The sequence below is a fragment of the Streptomyces sp. NPDC002133 genome, assembly GCF_040296405.1.
In the GTDB taxonomy this organism is placed as follows: domain Bacteria; phylum Actinomycetota; class Actinomycetes; order Streptomycetales; family Streptomycetaceae; genus Streptomyces.
The window spans coordinates 60144-79130 of record NZ_JBEOXF010000026.1; the positions used below are offsets into that span (position 1 = coordinate 60144).

Below are 18987 nucleotides of genomic sequence, written 5' to 3' on the forward strand. Positions count from 1 at the left end.
GTTCTTGCCTGCGACCCTTCGCTTGCCCGCTTGCCCGCTTGCCCCGATGGCCACCGTCCCGCCAGGCCACGTCGCCACGCGACGGACAACGATGATCACTGGCACATCGAGCGCATGGACGTTTGACGACGAGTGGCTACGCGTCGAAGCCGTCCCGGAGCTCAGCTCTCGAGTCGGCCCGTGAGGCCAACGGGAGAGCTCAGTCGCCGTTGTCGGAGGGGGCTCGTACGGTGGTGGCATGTCGGGGATCATGTATGTACGAGGGGATGCCACCGCGCCGCACGGCAAGGGTGTCAAGCTGATCGCGCACGTCTGCAACGATCTGGGCGGCTGGGGCAAGGGCTTCGTCGTCGCGATATCCCGGCGCTGGCCCGAGCCCGAGGCGGCGTACCGGCGCTGGCACCGGGAGCGAGCGGGGAACGGCTTCGGCATGGGAGCGGTCCAGTTCGTCCAGGTCGGCCCGTATCTGTGGGTGGCGAACATGGTGGGGCAGCGCGGAATGCGCACGGGCAGCAAGGGCGTGCCCGTGCGGTACGAGGCGATCGGCACCGCTCTCGGGGCGCTGGGCGACAGGGCCGTGGAGCTCGGCGCGTCGGTCCACATGCCGCGGATCGGCTGCGGGCTGGCGGGCGGCAAGTGGTCACGGGTGGAGCCGTTGATCACGGAGCGGCTGGTGACGCGCGGCGTACCGGTGACGGTGTACGACTTCGAGCCGTAACCCCCCTCGGGATTGGTGCGTACCTGACGCTAGAGTGCGGTGCTTGTTCGAATTGCTGCGCGATGAACGGGGAGGGCATGAGCGCGCAACTGAGGGAGATGGCCACCGAGTTGGCCGACGTCTTGTGGCGCGAGCACACCGTGTACCGGGACCGGGCCGGAGGCGTGGTCATCCGGGGTGAGCACGTTCAGCGCTGGATCAGCCTCGCCCCGAGCGGCGGCAGGGACGAGATCCTGCTGCGCGCCGGCCGGATACTGGACGGCGGCACGACCGCCCCTGCGCGTTCGGAGGCGGTCGCGAGCCTCACCGCCGGGACGAGTGAACTTGCCGCGATATGCCGCCGCCTCCTGGCCGAGGCGGCCGCCGACGCCGCACCCTCCGCGCCGCGGGCTTCCGGGGGGCCCGCACGCCCCGAGCGCTCCCGGCGGACCCGGCGTTCCGGGCGTTCCGGTCGGTCCGGGGGACAGGGGCGGCACACGAGCTTCGCCTCGTGGGTCGTCATCCTCTGCGTGATCGGCATGGTCGCCCTGTACGCCTACAGCGTGGCCCGCGTGTACCCCTAGGTGTGTTGAGCCGGGGGCGGTTCCCGCATGCGCTCAACGGGCGAGCGATGCGGGCCTGTTCCCGGTGTCGCGCACTGCGCGTCGGGCGTGCTCGCGCAGTCGGGGCGCTCGCCGCGGGGTGCTTACTCGCGGTCTCCGTCGCCACGCGCAGGGCGACGCGGACCAGGTCCGTCCGCAAGCCAGGGCCCCGGGCGCCGTGGCACCCGGACGTGCGTCAGGCGAAGTGATGGGACAGGGCTGCATGCGGGTCCTGGCCCTTCGGATGCCCGTGGTCGATGTGGACGGTCGCGCCCGCCAGCCGCGGCACCGCGTGCAGCAGCGCGTGCTCGGCGGCCACCGCCACCGCATGCGCCTGGACGACCGTCAGCGTCGGGTCGACCTCGACCGACGTCTCGGCCCGCAGCGCGTGTCCGAGCCAGCGCATGCGGACGGCGCCCACACCGCGTACGCCCTCGACGTGCGACAGCGCCTGCTCCGCCCGGTCCACCAGCTGCGGGTCCACGGCGTCCATCAGCCGGTGCCAGATCTCCCGCGCCGCGCCGCGCAGCACCATGAGGATCGCGCCCGTGATCACAAGCCCGATCAGCGGGTCCGCGTAGCGCCAGCCGAGCGCCGAGCCGCCCGCGCCCAGCAGCACGGCCAGCGAGGTGAATCCGTCGGTGCGTGCGTGGAGTCCGTCGGCGACCAGGGCCGCGGAGCCGATGCGCCTGCCGGTACGGATACGGGCCCTGGCGACCCACTCGTTGCCGGCGAAGCCGACGAGCCCGGCCGCGGCGACTGCGGGGAGGTGGGTGACGTCCTGCGGCTCCAGCAGCCGCCGGACCGCCTCGTAGCCCGCGAAGGCGGCCGATGCGGCGATCACCAGGACGACGAAGACGCCCGCCAGGTCCTCGGCCCGTCCGAACCCGTACGTGTAGCGGCGGGTGGCGGCCCGCCGGCCCAGCACGAAGGCGAGTGCGAGCGGCAGCGCGGTCAGGGCGTCGGTCGCGTTGTGGACGGTGTCGCCCAGCAGCGCGACCGACCCGGACAGCGCCGCGATCACCGCCTGGACGGCGGTGGTCGCAGCGAGGACCCCGAACGAGAACCACAGCGTCCGCAGCCCCTGCGCGGAGCCCTCGAGCGCGGCGTCGATGCGCTCGCCGTGGTGGTGGTGATGATGGTGAGGGTGGTGGTGTCCACGCCCGTGTTCATGAGTGTGCCCGTGACCCTTCATGGACACCACCATGGCAGCCCGAAAGCCCTGCAGCCACTGTCGAAGAGCGCCCGCTGACCAGCTGCGAAGGCCTTGCGACTACCTTCTCGCCGCTACTGCCCGGAGGCGGCGACGGGGTAGTGGTCGGACAGGTTCGTGTACGTGTACGACGTGCCCCAGCTGGTGACCGTCCAGGGCGCGCTCTGCTCCTTGATCACTTCGTTCTTCCAGCCCGCCGGCTTCGCGTGGCCCGCCCGGTGCAGCACGTAGTCCAGGTCCTCGCGCGGGTCGTCCGGGTAGCGGTCGGCCGCGATCGAGTTCTCCTGCGTGTTGAAGGAGTACGGGTGCCCGGTACGGGAGTCGGCGCCGGCCAGGCCGCCGTCCGCCAGCATCGTCGCGTACTCGGCCGTGCGCGAGTCCACGTTGAGGTCGCCGGCGACGACGACCTGCTCGGACGCGGGGATGTTCTTGGCGTCGAGGAACGCGTCGACCGCCTTGAACTGGCGGCTGCGCATCTGTGCCGCCTCACCGGCCGCACAGCCCGGGTCGGTGGACTGCGCGTGGGTCCCGACCACGTGCACCTTGGTGCCGTTGACGTCCAGCACCACGTACGCGAAGCCCTTGTTCGACCACCAGTCGGAGCCGCACGCGTCCTTGTAGACGTGCTGCTCCTTGCGGAGGATGGGCCACTTGCTGAGGATCGTGACGCCGCCGTCCTCGGGCGTGGTCGCCGAGTACGCCCCGCCTGTCGCGTCCCAGCCGGTCCTGGAGCGGCCCACCACGGGGGTCTGGTACGGGTACTGGGCGGAGGCGTTGGCCTTCAGGGCGTCGGAGGACGAGTTGTCGAAGGCCTCCTGCAGGACGACGACGTCATGGCCCTGGAAGAACGACGTCCTGGGGATCTCCGTGGCGCGGTGGTCCTGGCCCCAGTTCGGGTACAGGGTCTTGCTGAAGAGGAAGACGTTGTACGTCAGGACCTTCAGCGACGGCGTCGCTGCGGCCTCAGCGTTCTGCGCGGACCGAGCGGTCCCGGCCGCGGGTGCGGCGGAGACGGAGGGCGCCGCCGCGCCGAGGGCGGCGGCAGCGAGCGCGGTGGACACTGCTGCGCCGGAGACACGGCGGAGCGCGGAGTGCGGCACTGGAACTCCCGGTGGAAGGTGGGGGATTGACCGGCGCGCACATCAAAGCAGCGGCAGTTACCTTTGGGTAACCACCAGGTGCCCACATTCTTGCCGCAGCGACACCATCCTCGGAACGTGTCTGAACAACTTGTCCGGCCATGCCCTGCCGTCCGGGCAAGGCGACGCGTCCGGTCTCGCCCATACTGGAACCGGAGGGACCGGGCACCGGGCCGTCCTCCGAGACCTGGAGCGTGCGTATGTACAGGCCGGACCCCGTGCCACCGCCGCCCGGCGGCGTGCTGTGGAGCCTCGCGGGAGACATCCGCGGGCTGCTGATGCTGCCGGCCGCACTCACCATGCAGGTCGCGCATCCGGCCGTCGGCGCCGGGGTCGACGAGCACTCCGTCTTCCGCACCGACCCCTGGGGGAGGGGCGAACGTTCGCTGCGTTCGCTCCAGCTGTGGGTGTACGGAGGCGACGCTGCGGCCGAGGAGGGCCGGCGGCTGCGGCAGCTCCACCGGACCATCCAGGGCACGGACGCCCGCGGCCGCCCCTACCACGCGCTCAGCCCGGAGAACTACGCCTGGGTCCATGCCACCGGCTTCCCCGTCTACCGGCATGCGACCCGCTATCTGCACCGCCCGCTCACCGGGGCCCAGGAGCGCCGGCTGTACGCGGAGTGGCTGCGGGTCGGCCGTGTCCTCGGCATCCAGGACCGGGACATGCCGCAGACGATCGAGGAGTTCTGGCCGTACTACCGCAAGGTCCTCGCCGATGAACTCGCAGCGACCGTCGTCGTCCGGGAGCTCGTGGCGACCGACCGGCCCCTGCCGCCGCCGGACCGCGGTCCGCTCCCGCTCAGGCTGCTGCTGCGCGCCTTCTGGCCGGTGATCCTGCCGCCGTTCCTCCGCTTCCGGCGCTTCGTCACCATCGGGCTGATGCCGTCCGACGCGCGCGCGGCGATCGGCCTGCCGTGGACGGACCGGCAGGAGCGGCGGCTGCGGCGCCTCGGCCTCCTCGTACGGGCCGTGGTGCCCGTCCTTCCCGAGCGGCTGCGCTATCTGCCGCTTGCCCGCGAGGCGCGACGGAGGGCGCGCGCGGCCGGGCTGATCCAGCGCGGCCCGCACGGCGCACCGGTCACGCGGAGGCCCGGCGCACCAGCGTCGTCGGGGTGACCACCGAGTGCGGCGCGCCGTCCCGCGCACCGTTCCCCTCGCCCAGCACGTCCATCAGCAGCCGCACCATCAGCCGGCCGTTGCCCTCGATGTCCTGACGGACCGTCGTCAGCGGGGGATCGGTGGCCTCCGCGACCGAGGCCACGTCGTCGAAGCCGACGAGCGCAACGTCCTCCGGCACCCTGAGACCTCGCTCGCGCAGCACGCGCAGCGCGCCCGACGCCATCAGATCGTTCGCGGCGAACACCGCGTCCAGGTCGGGGTGCCGGTCCAGCAGCTCCGCCATCGCGCGTGCCCCGCTCTCCACGGTGAAGGCCCCCTGTGCGACGGGGCCGGCGGCCCCGCCGAGTGCTTCGCGGTAGCCGTCGACGCGGTCCAGCGCGGAGGTCTGGTCGAGCGGGCCGGCGATGTGCGCGATCCGGGTGCGGCCCAGCCCGACCAGATGGCACACCGCCTCGTGGGCGCCGCCGCGATTGTCGCAGTCGACGTACGGCACGGCCCGGTCGCGGCCGCGGATCCCTCCGGGACGGCCCCCGAAGACCGCGGGTACGCAGGACTCCACCACGATGGCGGGGAGTTCGTCGTCGTCGTGCAGCGAGAAGGCGAGCGCGCCGTCGACATGACCGCCGCCGAGATACCGGGCGATCCGGTCGTGGTCGTCCGCCCCCTCCACCCAGAGCAGCACCAACTGCGAGTCATGCATGGCCAGTTCCCGGCTGATGCCCCTCACCTGCCGCTCGAAGAACGGATCCGAGAAGATCCTGAACTCGGGCTCGGCGATGATCACCGCGACAGCGCCGTTGCGCCGGGTGACCAGGGTCCGCGCCGCGTGGTTCGGTACGTAGCCGAGCTCGGCCACCGCCTCGCGCACCCGGTCGGCCAGCGGCGCCCGGACACCGGCCCCGCCGTTGACGACACGCGAGACCGTGGCCCGCGAGACGCCTGCGCGGGCGGCGACGGCCTCCAGCGTGGGCCGGGCTCCAGTGGTCGGATCGGGCAACGGATGCTCCTCGTCGGCGCGTCGGACCGTATGCACACGAGGGTAACCGCAGGCGCCGCCGCCCCCCGAGGGGGCGACGGCACCGTCCGGCAGCCCCGTCAGTTGTCGTGGCGGCCGTGCCCCTGGAGGCCGGCGCGACCGTGCCCGCGGTCGTGGTCGTGGATCGTGTTCGTGGCGGCGATCTTCTTCCAGGACTTCGGCTGCGCCGGCCGGGTACCGGCGCGCGCCGCGACCCCCGCTCCCGCCGCGGCCGGGACGGCCGGCTTCGACGGCTCGTACAGCCAGGTGTCGAAGAGCGCGGCGAGCGGCTTGCCCGAGACCTTCTCGGCGTACGTCACGAAGTCGCCCACACTGCCGTTGCCGTGGGCGTTCACGGTCGGCCAGCCCTTGAGGATCGCGAAGAAGTCCTCGTCGCCGATCTCGACCCGCAGTGCCTGCAGGGCCAGCGCGCCGCGGTCGTACACGGCGATGTCGAACTGCTTGTCCGGGCCCGGGTCGCCCGGCTTCACCGTCCAGAACGGGTCGTCCGCCGGGTGCAGCGCGTAGACGTGGTCGGCCAGCTCCTGGGCCGTGCCCTCGCCCTCCTTCTCCGACCACAGCCACTGGCTGTAGCGGGCGAAGCCCTCGTTGACCCAGATGTCCTTCCAGCTCTTGACGGAGACACTGTCCCCGTACCACTGGTGGGCCAGCTCGTGCACGACCACCGAGACGTTCGCCCCGTTGGCGAACTGCCGCGGGCTGTAGAAGGGGCGGGTCTGCGTCTCCAGGGCGTAGCCGCTGGTGACGTTCGGAACGTAGCCGCCGAGCGCGTTGAACGGATACGGGCCGAAGACCTCTTCCAGCCACTCCGCGACCTCGGTCGTGCGCTCGATGCTCGCGCGTGCCGCGCCCGCGTTGTCGCCCAGGTCCACGCTGTAGGCGTTGAGGACCGGCAGGCCCTTCGCGGTCTTGTCGGTCGTGATGTCGAACTTGCCGACCGCGAGGGTGGCGAGATACGTCGCCTGCGGCTTGTTCGACCGCCAGGCGAAGCGGGTCCAGCCGAGGCGCGAGGACTGCGACTTCAGCACGCCGTTGCTGATCGCCTGGCTGCCGTCCGGCACGGACACGGAGATGTCGTACGTCGCCTTGTCCAGCGGGTGGTCGTTGGACGGGAACCACCAGACCGCCGAGTCCGGCTCCTGCGCTGCGACGCCGCCGTCCGGGGTGCGGTGCCAGGCGGTCCAGCCGCCGATGGTCAGCTCGGACGGCTTGCCGGCGTACCTCACCACGACGGCGACGGGCTTGTTCTTCTCCAGGGGTGAGGCCGGGGTGATCTCCAGCTCATGGTCGCCGGTCTTGGTGAAGGACGCCTTCCGCCCGTTCACCCGTACCTCGCTGACCTTCAGGCCGAAGTCGAGGTTGAAACGCGACAGATTCTGCTTCGTGGTGGCGAGAATCGTCGCCGTGCCCTCCAGCAGGTCCGTCTTCGGCTGGTATTTGAGCCTCAGGTCGTAATGCGACACGTCGTAGCCGCCGTTGCCGCCGGCCGGGTAGTAGGGGTCACCGATGCCCGGGGCCCCGGGCGAGAAGTCAGCGGCCGATGCCGGGATCGCCAGCAGGAGTGAGGCCGTGAACACGCTCGGGACGAGGATTCTGCGGTGCACGAATGCTCCAAGTCGTCGGGGCGGATGATCTCTTCGGACCCTATTCATGTCACTACGCACGGTCATGTCCATGGCCCCTGCTGTCACACGATCGCCATTCGGCCGACATGACGTGCCGCGCCCCATCGGTCCATTCCGGTCGTTTTTCGCCCCCGACTGCCCTCTGTTGCACAGGAGTTGACCGGAGTACCTTCCGCCCATGCCGATACGTGCGCGGGGCACCCGCCTTTCGAGCAGATCCTTCATCGTGGCGGCCACCGCCGCCCTGACCGCCGCCCTCGTCCCGCCGGCCGGCGCCCAGAGCGCCGCGCCGCCGCGCGAGAGCAGGCCCGTCTACTCGTACGACAACGCGATCCGTGAGTCCGTATGGGTGGACACCCGGCTCGACGGCGACGGGGACGGCAGGACCGACCGCGTCGCGGTCGACATCGTCCGGTCGCGTGAAGCGGGGCAGCATGGCCGGAAGATACCGGTCATCATGGACGCCAGCCCGTACTACTCCTGCTGTGGGCGCGGCAACGAGAGCCAGAAGAAGACCTACGACGCGAACGGGAACCCGGTCCGGTTCCCGCTCTACTACGACAACTACTTCGTGCCGCGCGGCTACGCCTTCGTCGCCGTCGACCTCGCCGGCACCAACCGCTCCGACGGCTGTGTCGACGTCGGCGGCCGCTCCGACATCCACTCCGCCAAGGCCGTCGTCGACTGGCTGAACGGCCGTGCCCGCGCCTACACCAGCCGCACCGGCGCCGAGCGCGCCACGGCCGGCTGGACGACCGGCGACGTCGGGATGATCGGCAAGAGCTGGGACGGCACGATCGCCAACGGCGTCGCCGCGACCGGGGTCGAGGGACTGAAGACCGTCGTCCCGATCGCCGCCATCTCCTCCTGGTACGACTACTACTTCGCCAAGGGCGCCCCGCTCTACGACTCCGGTCCCGACTGGCTCTCGGACTACGTCGAAAGCCCCGACGCCCGCGCCCGCTGCGAGGCCGTCCAGCGGCGCCTCGTCGACGAGGCGCCGCGCACCGGCGACTGGACCGGGCTGTGGAGCGAACGCGACTACGTCCCGGACGCCCGCAAGGTCAGGGCCAGTGTGTTCGCCGTCCACGGCATGCAGGACCTCAACGTCCGCCCGAAGCACTTCGGCCAGTGGTGGGACGCCCTCGCCGCACACGGTGTCGAGCGCAAGGTCTGGCTGTCCCAGACCGGACATGTCGACCCCTTCGACTTCCGCCGCGCCGAGTGGGTCGGGACCCTGCACCGCTGGTTCGACCACTACCTGCTCGGCTACGACAACGGCATCGACCGCGAGCCGATGGGCGACATCGAACGCGCCCCCGGCCAGTGGTCCACCGACCGCGTCTGGCCGCCCCGCTCCACCGCCGTCACCACGATCCGCCCTGGCAAGGGCGCCGCACCCGGGGTCGGCACCCTCGCCCTGAAGCCCGCACGGCCCGGCGCCACCGAGACGTTCACCGACGACCCGGCCCTCGGCGAGACCGACTGGGCCGCCGACATCGACCGCTCCACCCCGGCCAAGGCCGGATTCATCACCCCGCCGCTCAGTCGCGCACTGCGGCTCTCCGGCTCCTCCACGGTCACGGTCACCGCCACCCCGACGACCACGACCGCGCACCTGTCCGCGGTCCTCGTCGACCTGGGCCCCGACACCATCCGCGACTACACCGCCGCCGGCGAAGGCATCACCACCCTGCCCGAGCGCACCTGCTGGGGCGCGAGCACCACCGGCGACAGCTCCTGCTTCAAGGAGACCGTGGCGCGTACGACCGCCGTCGAGCACACCGTGGTCAGCCGCGGCTGGGCCGACCTCGGCAACCACGCATCCGCCGCCGCGGGCCGCCCGCTCACACCCGGCACCGCCTACACCATCACCCTCGATCTGCACGCCACCGACCATGTGGTCCCGGCGGGGCACCGGCTGGCCCTCATCATCGGCGGCACCGACAGGGGCCTCATCGACCCTCCCCCGAGCTCTTCGAGCGAGGGGGACCCGCGGTCCGCGCGGCCAAGCCTCACACTCGATCTGGCCCGCACCGCCGCACGGCTGCCGATCCCCGGCGGCGCCCACGCGTTCCTGAGCGCCACGACGGGCACCGCGCCGCCGGCCGGCGCCCCACGCGGATCCCGGCTCGACGGTGTCGCCGAACCGCGTCCGATCCGCCCGATCCCGGCAGGCGGCAACCGATGAACCGCCGTCTCCGCGCTGTCGCCGTGGCCGTCTGCGCACTCGCCGTACCCCTGGCGGCCGCACACGCCCAGGCGGCGGCCCCCGCCCGGACAGCGACAGCCCGGGCGGCGCCCGACGCGCACAGCCCTTCCCTGCCCCGCACCGGATTCGAAGCTTCGGGCGGCGCGCGCTGGACCAGCCAGCCCGAGGAGTGGCGGTTCCTCTCCGCCGTCGACCGGGCGAGCGACCGGGTGTCGCTGCGCACCATCGGCATTACCGCACAGGGCCGCCCGCTCCAGCTTGTCCGCATCGGCGGCGACCGGCCCACCGCGAACACCATGCTGCTGATCTGCACCCAGCACGGCGACGAGCCCTCGGGCCGCGAGGCCTGCCTCACCACGGTTCGCGATCTCGCCCGGGCCGAGGACGCGAAGACCCGGCGCTTCCTGGACCGTACGACCGTGCTCGTCGTCCCCACCGCCAATCCCGACGGCCGATCCGCCGACACCCGCGGCAACGCGGACGGCACCGACATCAACCGGGACCACATCGCCCTCGAAACCGCCGAGGGCCGCGCCCTGGCCGCCGTCATCCGCGACCATCGGCCCGATGTGGTCCACGATCTGCACGAGTACAACGCGACACCGTCCTTCTACGACAAGGAGCTGCTCTCCCTCTGGCCGCGCAACCTCAACACCCGGGCGCAGGTGCACGAGGAGGCGCACACCCTCTCCGAGACGTATGTACGGCCCGCGGCCCACGACGCCGGATTCAGCAGCGGCATCTACGGCATCTGGACCGACCCCGTCACCGGTGATCCGGTCAAGCAGGTCGCCGGCGACGGCCAGGAGCGCATCCTGCGCAACACCGCCGGGCTCAAGCACGCGGTCGGGCTCCTCGTCGAGACCCGCATCGACGCGCTCACCGACGCGGAGAAGCACGATCCCGCGCTCAACAACCGGCGTCGGGTGAACACCCAACTCGCGGCTCTGGAAGGAGCGTTCGGCTTCGTCGACGAGCGGCGGGCGCGTATCGAGGCCGCGACGGGAGCCGCACGCCTCGCAGGCCTCACGGACCGCGGACCGGTGTATCTCGGTGGCGCCGACAACGACCCGGCAGCACCCGGGGAGACCCTTCAGGACCCGCCGTGCGGCTACCGGCTCACGGCCGCGCAGTACGCGGACGTCGAGGACGAACTCGCCCTGCACGGCGTCCTGTCGAAGCCCTTCCGCGACGGGGCGTACGTACCGCTGCGGCAGTCCCGCCGCGCCCTCGCGGCGCTGCTGCTCGACGAGCGGGCGGCATATCACCTCACATCCGGGCAGCCCGTGACCGCCTGTTGATCCCGGGCGGTGCGGGGAGGGTGTGGTAGGGGGTACCGGAGAGCGAAATCAGGCACGAAATTTCGTGAAAGGTGCCCCCTGTGTCGCACGACGAACAGAGGCCGGGTCAGCGGCAGCGGCTCCCGGTGAGGGCGGCCCTCCCGGGCCGCCACCCGCACGAGGACAAGCCGCCCGTGACCGACCGGGTGGTGTTCGGAGTGACGGCCGTGCTCACCCTCGCCTTCGTGGTCTGGGGATCCGTCGCCACCAAGGCGCTGGAGAGCATCTCCGACACGATGCTGGGCGGTCTGATGCACAACGGCGGCTGGGCGTTCGTCCTGGCCGCCTCCGGCTTCGTCGTCTTCGCTCTCTGGCTCGCCATCAGCCGCTACGGCAGGATCGAGCTCGGCCAGGAGCACGAGGAACCCGAGTTCCGCACCGTTTCCTGGGTCGCGATGATGTTCAGCGCGGGCATGGGCATCGGCCTGATGTTCTACGGTGTCAGCGAGCCGCTGGCGCACTTCGTCAACCCACCGCCCGGGACCGACCCCGCCGACTCGGCGGACGCCATGCAGACGGCCATGGCCACCACGCTCTTCCACTGGACGCTGCACCCCTGGGCGATCTACGCGGTGGTCGGCCTCGCCATCGCGTACAGCACCTTCCGGCGCCGAAGGCGGCAGACCATCAGCGCCGTCTTCGAGCCGCTGATCGGAAAGCGGCGTGCGGACGGCGCGCCGGGGAGGGTGATCGATGTCCTCGCGATCTTCGCCACGCTCTTCGGATCCGCCACCTCGCTGGGGCTCGGCGCCCTGCAGATCGGCAGCGGATTCACGGAACTGGGCTGGATGGAGAGGGCCGGTACCGGTCTGCTGGTCAGCATCATCGGTGTACTGACCGTGGCGTTCGTGGTCTCGGCCGTCACCGGGGTCGAGCGGGGTATCCAGTGGCTGTCCAACACCAACATGGTGCTGGCCGTGGCGCTCGCCCTTTTCGTCTTCGTCGCAGGACCGACCATCCTCGTCCTCGATCTGGTGCCGACCTCGCTCGCGTCCTACATCGGCGATCTGCCGCAGCTCGCCGGCCGTACGGAGGCAGCGAGCGGTGAAGGGGTCGCCGACTGGCTGAGCAACTGGACGGTCTTCTACTGGGCATGGTGGATCTCCTGGACGCCGTTCGTCGGCATGTTCATCGCCCGCATCAGCCGTGGGCGGACGATCCGCCAGTTCGTCGGCGGCGTGATCCTGGTGCCGAGCACCGTCAGCCTGATCTGGTTCGCGATCTTCGGCGGTACGGCGATGAAGCTCCAGGAGGGGGGACGGCTCGGGGCCGAGACGACGCCCGAGGGCCAGCTCTTCGGCGTGCTCAAGGAGTTGCCGATCGCGGGCGTGACGAGCATCGTGGTGATGATCCTGGTCGGCATCTTCTTCGTCTCCGGGGCGGACGCCGCTTCGATCGTGATGGGCACGCTCTCGCAGAAGGGCACGTTCGAGCCGACCCGGCTCGTCGTCGTCTTCTGGGGCGTGGTGACCGGTGCGGTGGCGGCCGTGATGCTGCTCGTCGGTGAGGGCATGGGTGACGCGCTCGCCGGACTGCAGAATCTGACGATCCTGGTCGCGGCCCCGTTCGTGCTGGTGATGGTCGGCATGTGCCTGTCCCTCATGCGCGACCTCCGCGAGGACCCGCTGATCGTCCGCATCGAGCTGGCCGAGGAGGCCGTGGAGGAGGCCGTGATCGCGGGTCAGGAGAAGTACGCAGGTGCCTTCGAGATCCGTATCGGGCCCGGACCCGTGGCGGAGAAGGACACGGATACGGAACCGGGGAACGAGACGGACCAAGGGGACGAGCCCGGGAGCGGCCCGGATGGTGCCAAGGGTTCCTGACCGGGAGCGGAGGGGGTGTTCAGCCCAGCTGCGATGCCACCGCCTGCGCGCAGCCCCACGCCACGGTGACGCCCGCGCCGCCGTGCCCGTAGTTGTGGACGAGCCGGGTGCCGTACGGGCCGTCCGCGGCATCGAGCCGTACGCCCTTCGCTCGCACCGGCCGCAGCCCCACCCGGTGGCCGAGGATCCGCGCGTCCGCGATCTCCGGGCGGATCCGGGCGCAGCGCTCCACGATCGCCGCGGACGTCTCCGGGTCGGGGGTGAGCGACCGGTCGCCCTCGTCGGCCGTGCCGCCCAGGATCAGCCGGCCGGGCTGGGGGAAGAAGTACGTCGTCGTGCTCGACGCCTCGTCGGCCGCCGTGAACCACGACGTGATCCCCGGATTCTCCACGAGCACCAACTGCCCACGCACCGGCGTCACGTCCGGGTCCGGTACGCATTCCCGGGCGCCGAGCCCCGTACAGTTGACCACCGCCGGGGCCTCCGCCGCCGCCTCGGCGAGCGAGCGCACCTCCCGGGTCTCCACCACACCGCCCGCCGCCTCCAGCCGCGCCCGCAGCCACGGCAGATGCGCCGGCATGTCGATCAGCGGAAGGCGTGCAGCGAGCGCCGGCGCGGGTGCGCCCGGCACCTCGTCGGCCGGCAACTGCCGCAGGTCCGCCACCTGCCGCGCCCACGGACCGAGACTGTCGAGCCGGACCCCGGCGTGCACGCCGGGCACCAGCCGCACCCCGGTCTCCTCCGGCCTCGCCGCCAGCTCCTCGTACACCTTCAGCGAGGTGAGCGACCACGCGCCGACCCGCTCCTGCGGCTCGATCCGGTACGGCCACCACAGCGCCCCCGCCACCGCGGACGTCGTCTCCTCGGCCGGCTCGCGCGTCCACACCCGCACCCGGCGGCCCCGCCCCGCGAGCACCACCGCCGTCGTCAACCCGATGACCCCGCTGCCGACCACGATCACTTCGCCCGAATCCCTGCTCACGGTCGGGACCGTAGCCGAATCCTTCGCGACGTGCTCACAACCCCGTGCAGCTGGGGATACTCAGGACATGTCTGCCGAGTACGCGACCTTCGGGCTGGCGCCCGCGATGCGGGCCGGGGGAGTCCTCGCCGATGGTGGCTATCAGGTCCACCGGGACTTCATGGACTTCATCGTCGACGGCCGGCCGCTCCTCTTCGAGCTCTCCGACCTCGACGCGGTCTCCCCGCTCGCCTCCGACATCCCGCCCGCGATCTTCACCCACCAGGTGCGCAGTCTGCTGCTGGAGGCGGAAGCTCCGCTGCCCGGCGGACGGTACGTCATCTACGGCTGCCCCGAGTGCGAAGGGATCGACTGCGGTGCCGTCACCGCGGTGATCGAGCGGGACGGCGACGACATCGTCTGGCGGGACTTCGCCTGGCAGACGGACGAGAGCGCCGACCTGGAGCTCAACGGCTACCACGGAACAGGGCCGTTCCGCTTCCGCGCCGCCGAGTACCGCGCGGAGCTCGAGCGGCTGCTCGACGACGAGGAGGCCCGCCCGCGGCGCCGTGTCCTGCTCATCGGCGCCCGCGTCGCCGTCCTCGCCAAACTTGCCGCCGCCCTGCGCACCATCGGCATCGGCGCCGAGATCACCGACGACGCCGCGCAGATCCCCGCCGAGGAGCTGCGGACGTACGGGGCCGTCGCCTTCGGGCGGGCCGTCGGGGAGGCGGAACGCGCCGCGGTGTGCGCCGCGTTCGAACGCGCAGGTGTCGACGCCGCTCACGTCGACGGCCTTGCCCCGGTCGTCCCGCTCCTCGTCGCCCAGATCGAACACGCCCTGGACCGGAGCCCGGTGGAGCGCCGCCGGCTGACCGGGCTGACGGCCGAGGCGGGAGAGGCCGAGGTGACGGTCACCTCGGCCTGCCGCGTCCGGCTCGTCGCGTACCGCATGGACCGGCTCCACCGCACGCACACCCACGACGTCTTCGACGGGCGGCTGGAGGCCGGCAGCCACAGAATTCCGCTGGACGGGCGGGCGGTGAAAGGGCAATCCTTCGTGGTGGCACGCGCCACGGGGGGCGTGCTGGTCGCGCCGGTGGTGCGATGACACAGCCGAGGGGCCCGGGCGAGCCGGTGAATCGCCGAGACGCATGAATCACCGAGACAACACGAGTCTCCGAGCCGACACGAGTCTCCGAGCCGACATGAGTCGCCGGGACGACAGGAACCGACCGCACTGGAGGTCCGCCTCCCCCCGCCGATGAGCGGCGCACGGAGGAACGGACCCGCGATCCGTACGCGTACGCCGGCGGAACTGCGCCGCTCGCGCAGACCGCGCGCCCACTCCTGCTGGGACCACCTCTACGCGGCGCCCCTGTGGCCGCTGCACGGAGCCAACCTGGGAACCCTGGCCCGCACCTGTGACGCGGTCGGCGCCTGCCTGACCGTGCCGCGCTTCCCGTGGGTGCCCGAGGCGCTGGCGCGCGGCAACACCCTGCGCAAGCCGCTGTGCACCCACTGGACCGGCGATCCGCTGGGCTGGCTGGCGCGGCAGCGCGAGCGGGGCGTACGGATCGTGGGCGTCGAGCTCGCGGACGAGGCGGTGCGCCTCGCCGACCTCGCGCCCGCCCGGGAGCCCACCGTCATGGTCCTCGGCCATGAGCAGTCCGGGATCCCGCCCGAAGCACTCGACCTGCTCGACGAGTGCGTGGAGATCCCGATGGTCGGCACGGGCGCCAGCCTGAACGTGGCCGTCGCCGGATCGCTCGCCCTCTACAAGCTCGCCGGTCTCCTCTGACCCAGGGCCGCTCTTTCCGATCTTGCCGGGCTCGCGTGCCCAGGGCACGCGAGCCCCGGAGCCCCGCCCGGGGGTTCCCCCAGCCGCGTTGTCGTCGCTCACCGACTCCCCGGTAGCCCGTCGGGCACGAGAGGTCCCCCCACCGCGTCGATCACTGCCCCTGCCTTCGGCGGGGCCCACTTCCGCCGTGCGTCTGCACCTCCGCCGTGCGTCTCCACGTACGCTGGGACGTCGTCCGCTCCGCGGCGGGCGGCTCCCTGATCCGGTCCGACCCGAAGAGACAGGCCTTAGGATCGTCACCCTGATGACTGCAACTCTCGTCGCCAAGGACCTCGCCGCCGCACACGGCGACCGCTCGCTGTTCTCCGGTCTCGACCTCGTCGTCGCGCCCGGCGATGTCATCGGCCTCGTCGGCGCCAACGGGGCCGGGAAGTCCACCCTGCTCAGGCTGCTCGCCGGCCTCGACACCCCCGAGCAGGGAGAGCTGCGGCTCTCCCCGTCGGCCGCCACCGTCGGCCATCTCCCGCAGGAGCCCGAGCGCCGCGAGGGAGAAACCGTACGGCAGTTCCTGGCCCGCCGCACCGGGGTTGCCGCCGCGCAGGCCGCGATGGACGAGGCCACGCAGGGTCTCGTCGACGGCGCGCCCGGCGCCGACGACGCGTACGCCACCGCCCTCGAGCGCTGGCTGGCGCTAGGCGGCGCCGATCTCGACGAGCGCGCCGACGAGGTCGCCGACTCGCTCGGCCTGACCGTCGGCCTCGGCCAGCCGATGACGTCCCTGTCCGGCGGCCAGGCGGCCCGCGCCGGGCTCGCCTCGCTGCTCCTCTCCCGCTACGACGTCTTCCTCCTCGACGAGCCGACCAACGACCTCGACCTGGACGGCCTGGAACGCCTGGAGACGTTCGTCCAGGGGCTGCGCGCCGGAACGGTCGTCGTCAGCCACGACCGCGAGTTCCTCACCCGTACCGTCACCAAGGTCCTCGAGCTCGACCTCGCCCAGCAGCAGATCACGCTCTACGGCGGCGGCTACGCGGCCTATCTGGAGGAGCGGGAGACCGCGAGGCGGCATGCGCGCGAGGACTACGAGGAGTACGCCGACAAGAAGGCCGCCCTCGAAGGGCGCGCCCAGATGCAGCGCTCCTGGATGGACAAGGGCGTCAAGAACGCGCGGCGCAAGGCCACCGACAACGACAAGATCGGCAAGAAGTTCCGCAGCGAGGCGAGCGAGAAGCAGGCCGCCAAGGCCCGCCAGACCCAGCGGATGATCGAACGCCTCGACGTCGTCGACGAACCCCGAAAGGAGTGGGACCTGCGGATGGAGATCGCCGCCGCGCCCCGCTCCGGCGCGGTCGTCGCCACGCTGCGGGACGCGGAGGTGCGGCGGGGCGACTTCCGGTTCGGTCCGGTGTCGCTGCAGGTCGACTGGGCGGACCGGGTCGCCATCACCGGTGCCAACGGCGCCGGCAAGTCCACGCTGCTCGCGGCCCTCCTCGGCCGGCTCCCGCTGGACTCCGGGCACGCGTCGCTCGGTTCCGGCGTCGTCGTCGGCGAAGTCGACCAGGCGCGGAAGCTCTTCCACGGCACGGAGTCGTTGCTGGACGCCTTCTGCACGGCCGTCCCCGACACCGAACCCGCCGACGTCCGCACGCTCCTCGCCAAGTTCGGCCTCAAGGCCGCGCATGTGCTGCGCCCCGCCGTCACCCTCTCCCCGGGCGAACGCACCCGCGCGGCGCTCGCCCTGCTCCAGGGCCGCGGGGTCAATCTCCTCGTGCTCGACGAGCCGACCAACCACCTCGACCTCCCGGCCATCGAGCAGCTCGAGTCCGCGCTCGACTCGTACGGCGGCACGCTGCTGCTGGTCACGCACGACCGGCGCATGCTGGAGGCGGTCCGCACCACACGCCGCATCGAGGTGGCGGACGGCAAGGCGACCGAGCTGTGACCGGATACGCCGTCGCCTTCGAGTGGGGGCCGGCGGGCGCCCGGCACCTCGCGCCGGACGCGGCCTGCGTGGCCGTCGTGGACGTGCTGTCCTTCACGACGGCCGTGAGCGTCGCCGTCGACGCGGGCACGCGGGTCTACCCGTACCGCTGGCGCGACGCGACCGCCGAGGAGTACGCCGCCCGGATGGACGCCGCCCTCGGCGTCGGCCGGCGCGCGGTCGGCGAGGGATCGCCCTGGTCCCTGTCGCCCGCGGCGCTGCGCCGCGCACCCCGCACCGCGCGCCTCGTTCTGCCTTCACCGAACGGCTCGGCGATCGCCGCCGAGGCCGCCGGCTCCGGGGCGACGGTCGTCGCCGTGTCCCTGCGCAACGCCCGAGCGGTCGCCCGTTGGCTGAAGGCCCGGGGCCACGGCACCGCCGAGCGCCCCCTCGCGGTCGTCGCCGCGGGCGAGCACTGGCCCGACGGCTCCCTGCGGCCCGCCGTGGAGGACCTGCTGGGCGCGGGGTCACTGATCTCCGTGCTCCGCGGCCTCGGCACCACCGGTCTGACGCCCGAGGCGGCCGCGGCCGCGGCCACGTGGGACGCCACGGCCGATCCGGCGGCTGCGCTCCGCGGCTGCTTCTCCGGCCGTGAACTGAGCGAGGGTGCGTTTGCGGGCTTCGGGGAGGACGTGGACATCGCCGCGGAACTGGACGCGTCGGCGTCGGTGCCGGTGCTGGTGGACGGCGCGTTCACCGCGGCGACCTGAGGCCGGCGCCCGCCTCTCGCGGGCCGGCCGGGCGGTCAGCGCCAGCCGTACAGTTCGCGCAAGCGCCGCACAACGAGGTTGAAGCGCATGCGATCCAGCGCGCACGCCTCCCGCCGCATTCCGGCCTCGTGCACGCGTATCACCCGATCCACGTCGACCCAGGAGTCCCGGCCCTCGCGGTCCCACGGCCCGGTTCCCAGCGGCACCCACTCCCGGTCGTGATCATGCCGCTTGCTGGACAGCTGCACGGCCAGCAGCGTGCCTCCGGACTCACGTGCGACGACGAGGACGGGCCGGTCCTTGCCCCGTCCGTCGTGCTCCTCGAACGGCACCCAGGTCCAGACGATTTCGCCCGGATCCGGATCCCCGTCGCACTCGGGCGAGTACTCGGTACGTACGGTACCCACTGCGCGCGGGTCGACCTGGGTCGTCGCGTGGGGGCCCACGCGGCCCGGTGACGCGAAGCGTTCCGGGTCTTCTTCGGTGAGGGCAGTCACACGGGTCACGTTAGGCCCACCCCACCCGACCCCGAACCGCGGGGCCTCCCCACGGCGCGGGGGCAGTTGTGGCCGGCCCGGGCTGTTCCCGCGGCCCGTCCGGCGTTCGAGGACGACACTCGGGTGCACCTGCCGGTGCCGGGTGCACGTCGGGCCCGACCGGCGATCGAGGATGCACCACCGGGCCCACCGGACGGTACCGGTCGTCCACGGAGCCCGCCCGTCCGTG

Annotated in this window: 16 protein-coding genes; 10 read left to right on the forward strand and 6 right to left on the reverse strand. The window is 72.1% G+C overall.

Annotated features, from left to right (window positions below):
• Nucleotides 1–238 precede the first annotated feature (238 nt).
• The gene (locus ABT078_RS23620; protein WP_351230821.1) at nucleotides 239–718 is read left to right on the forward strand and encodes a macro domain-containing protein; all 480 of its coding nucleotides are present in this window, start codon (nucleotides 239–241) and stop codon (nucleotides 716–718) included.
• A 77-nt stretch (nucleotides 719–795) separates the two neighbouring features.
• Nucleotides 796–1281: a hypothetical protein gene (locus ABT078_RS23625; RefSeq protein ID WP_351230823.1), complete on the forward strand. Its 486-nt coding sequence runs from the start codon at nucleotides 796–798 to the stop codon at nucleotides 1279–1281.
• Between the two features lie 214 nt (nucleotides 1282–1495).
• On the opposite strand, the gene ABT078_RS23630 is transcribed toward ABT078_RS23625, so the two are convergent.
• The gene (locus ABT078_RS23630; protein ID WP_351230825.1) at nucleotides 1496–2494 is read right to left on the reverse strand and encodes a cation diffusion facilitator family transporter; all 999 of its coding nucleotides are present in this window, start codon (nucleotides 2492–2494) and stop codon (nucleotides 1496–1498) included.
• 92 nt (nucleotides 2495–2586) lie between these two features.
• Complete coding sequence (gene sph / locus ABT078_RS23635) at nucleotides 2587–3612, reverse strand: sphingomyelin phosphodiesterase (RefSeq protein ID WP_351230827.1); 1026 nt, start codon at nucleotides 3610–3612, stop codon at nucleotides 2587–2589.
• A gap of 239 nt (nucleotides 3613–3851) precedes the next feature.
• On the opposite strand from sph, the gene ABT078_RS23640 reads away from it, so the two are divergent.
• Nucleotides 3852–4769, forward strand: coding sequence for an oxygenase MpaB family protein (locus tag ABT078_RS23640; protein WP_351230829.1), 918 nt, complete (start codon nucleotides 3852–3854; stop codon nucleotides 4767–4769).
• Here the strand turns inward: ABT078_RS23640 and ABT078_RS23645 are convergent.
• Together ABT078_RS23645 and ABT078_RS23650 are read right to left on the reverse strand one after the other, a co-directional pair.
• Nucleotides 4732–5769, reverse strand: coding sequence for a LacI family DNA-binding transcriptional regulator (locus tag ABT078_RS23645; RefSeq protein WP_351230831.1), 1038 nt, complete (start codon nucleotides 5767–5769; stop codon nucleotides 4732–4734). The two genes, ABT078_RS23640 and ABT078_RS23645, sit on opposite strands and share 38 nt — an antisense overlap.
• Nucleotides 5770–5867: 98 nt before the next feature.
• Complete coding sequence (locus tag ABT078_RS23650) at nucleotides 5868–7412, reverse strand: M1 family metallopeptidase (protein ID WP_351230834.1); 1545 nt, start codon at nucleotides 7410–7412, stop codon at nucleotides 5868–5870.
• Nucleotides 7413–7611: 199 nt separating this feature from the next.
• On the opposite strand from ABT078_RS23650, the gene ABT078_RS23655 reads away from it, so the two are divergent.
• The 3 genes from ABT078_RS23655 to ABT078_RS23665 all read left to right on the forward strand — a co-directional run bounded on the left by ABT078_RS23655 (nucleotide 7612) and on the right by ABT078_RS23665 (nucleotide 12808).
• On the forward strand, nucleotides 7612–9624 hold the full coding sequence (locus ABT078_RS23655; protein ID WP_351230836.1) for a Xaa-Pro dipeptidyl-peptidase: 2013 nt from the start codon (nucleotides 7612–7614) through the stop codon (nucleotides 9622–9624).
• A complete protein-coding gene (locus ABT078_RS23660) occupies nucleotides 9621–10946 on the forward strand; it encodes a M14 family metallopeptidase (RefSeq protein WP_351230838.1) in 1326 nt (441 codons plus the stop codon). Before ABT078_RS23655 ends, ABT078_RS23660 begins: the two co-directional genes overlap by 4 nt.
• Nucleotides 10947–11026: 80 nt before the next feature.
• Nucleotides 11027–12808 (forward strand): BCCT family transporter, encoded by a 1782-nt coding sequence (locus ABT078_RS23665; protein WP_502981284.1) that lies wholly within the window; start codon nucleotides 11027–11029, stop codon nucleotides 12806–12808.
• Nucleotides 12809–12827: 19 nt separating this feature from the next.
• Here ABT078_RS23665 and ABT078_RS23670 read toward each other — a convergent pair whose 3' ends face one another.
• Nucleotides 12828–13790, reverse strand: coding sequence for an FAD-dependent oxidoreductase (locus ABT078_RS23670; protein ID WP_351230840.1), 963 nt, complete (start codon nucleotides 13788–13790; stop codon nucleotides 12828–12830).
• Between the two features lie 67 nt (nucleotides 13791–13857).
• On the opposite strand from ABT078_RS23670, the gene ABT078_RS23675 reads away from it, so the two are divergent.
• The 4 genes from ABT078_RS23675 (at nucleotide 13858) to ABT078_RS23690 (ending at nucleotide 18261) form a co-directional block, all read left to right on the forward strand.
• Nucleotides 13858–14880, forward strand: a complete 1023-nt coding sequence (locus ABT078_RS23675) for an oxidoreductase (RefSeq protein ID WP_351230842.1) — start codon at nucleotides 13858–13860, stop codon at nucleotides 14878–14880.
• A gap of 153 nt (nucleotides 14881–15033) precedes the next feature.
• On the forward strand, nucleotides 15034–15570 hold the full coding sequence (locus ABT078_RS23680; RefSeq protein ID WP_351230844.1) for a TrmH family RNA methyltransferase: 537 nt from the start codon (nucleotides 15034–15036) through the stop codon (nucleotides 15568–15570).
• A 304-nt stretch (nucleotides 15571–15874) separates the two neighbouring features.
• Nucleotides 15875–17512, forward strand: coding sequence for an ABC-F family ATP-binding cassette domain-containing protein (locus tag ABT078_RS23685; RefSeq protein WP_351230846.1), 1638 nt, complete (start codon nucleotides 15875–15877; stop codon nucleotides 17510–17512).
• Nucleotides 17509–18261: a 2-phosphosulfolactate phosphatase gene (locus tag ABT078_RS23690; RefSeq protein WP_351230848.1), complete on the forward strand. Its 753-nt coding sequence runs from the start codon at nucleotides 17509–17511 to the stop codon at nucleotides 18259–18261. The genes ABT078_RS23685 and ABT078_RS23690 overlap by 4 nt, the downstream gene beginning before the upstream one ends.
• Nucleotides 18262–18296: 35 nt before the next feature.
• On the opposite strand, the gene ABT078_RS23695 is transcribed toward ABT078_RS23690, so the two are convergent.
• Nucleotides 18297–18758, reverse strand: a complete 462-nt coding sequence (locus ABT078_RS23695; protein WP_351230850.1) for a type II toxin-antitoxin system PemK/MazF family toxin — start codon at nucleotides 18756–18758, stop codon at nucleotides 18297–18299.
• Between the last annotated feature and the right edge of the window lie 229 nt (nucleotides 18759–18987).

Coding starts and splice junctions, on each gene's coding strand:
- ABT078_RS23620 (WP_351230821.1), top strand. CDS start 239: ATGTCGGGGATCATGTATGTACGAGGGGATGCCACCGCGCCGCACGGC.
- ABT078_RS23625 (WP_351230823.1), top strand. CDS start 796: ATGAGCGCGCAACTGAGGGAGATGGCCACCGAGTTGGCCGACGTCTTG.
- ABT078_RS23630 (WP_351230825.1), bottom strand. CDS start 2,494: ATGAAGGGTCACGGGCACACTCATGAACACGGGCGTGGACACCACCAC.
- ABT078_RS23640 (WP_351230829.1), top strand. CDS start 3,852: ATGTACAGGCCGGACCCCGTGCCACCGCCGCCCGGCGGCGTGCTGTGG.
- ABT078_RS23655 (WP_351230836.1), top strand. CDS start 7,612: ATGCCGATACGTGCGCGGGGCACCCGCCTTTCGAGCAGATCCTTCATC.
- ABT078_RS23660 (WP_351230838.1), top strand. CDS start 9,621: ATGAACCGCCGTCTCCGCGCTGTCGCCGTGGCCGTCTGCGCACTCGCC.
- ABT078_RS23675 (WP_351230842.1), top strand. CDS start 13,858: ATGTCTGCCGAGTACGCGACCTTCGGGCTGGCGCCCGCGATGCGGGCC.
- ABT078_RS23680 (WP_351230844.1), top strand. CDS start 15,034: ATGAGCGGCGCACGGAGGAACGGACCCGCGATCCGTACGCGTACGCCG.
- ABT078_RS23685 (WP_351230846.1), top strand. CDS start 15,875: ATGACTGCAACTCTCGTCGCCAAGGACCTCGCCGCCGCACACGGCGAC.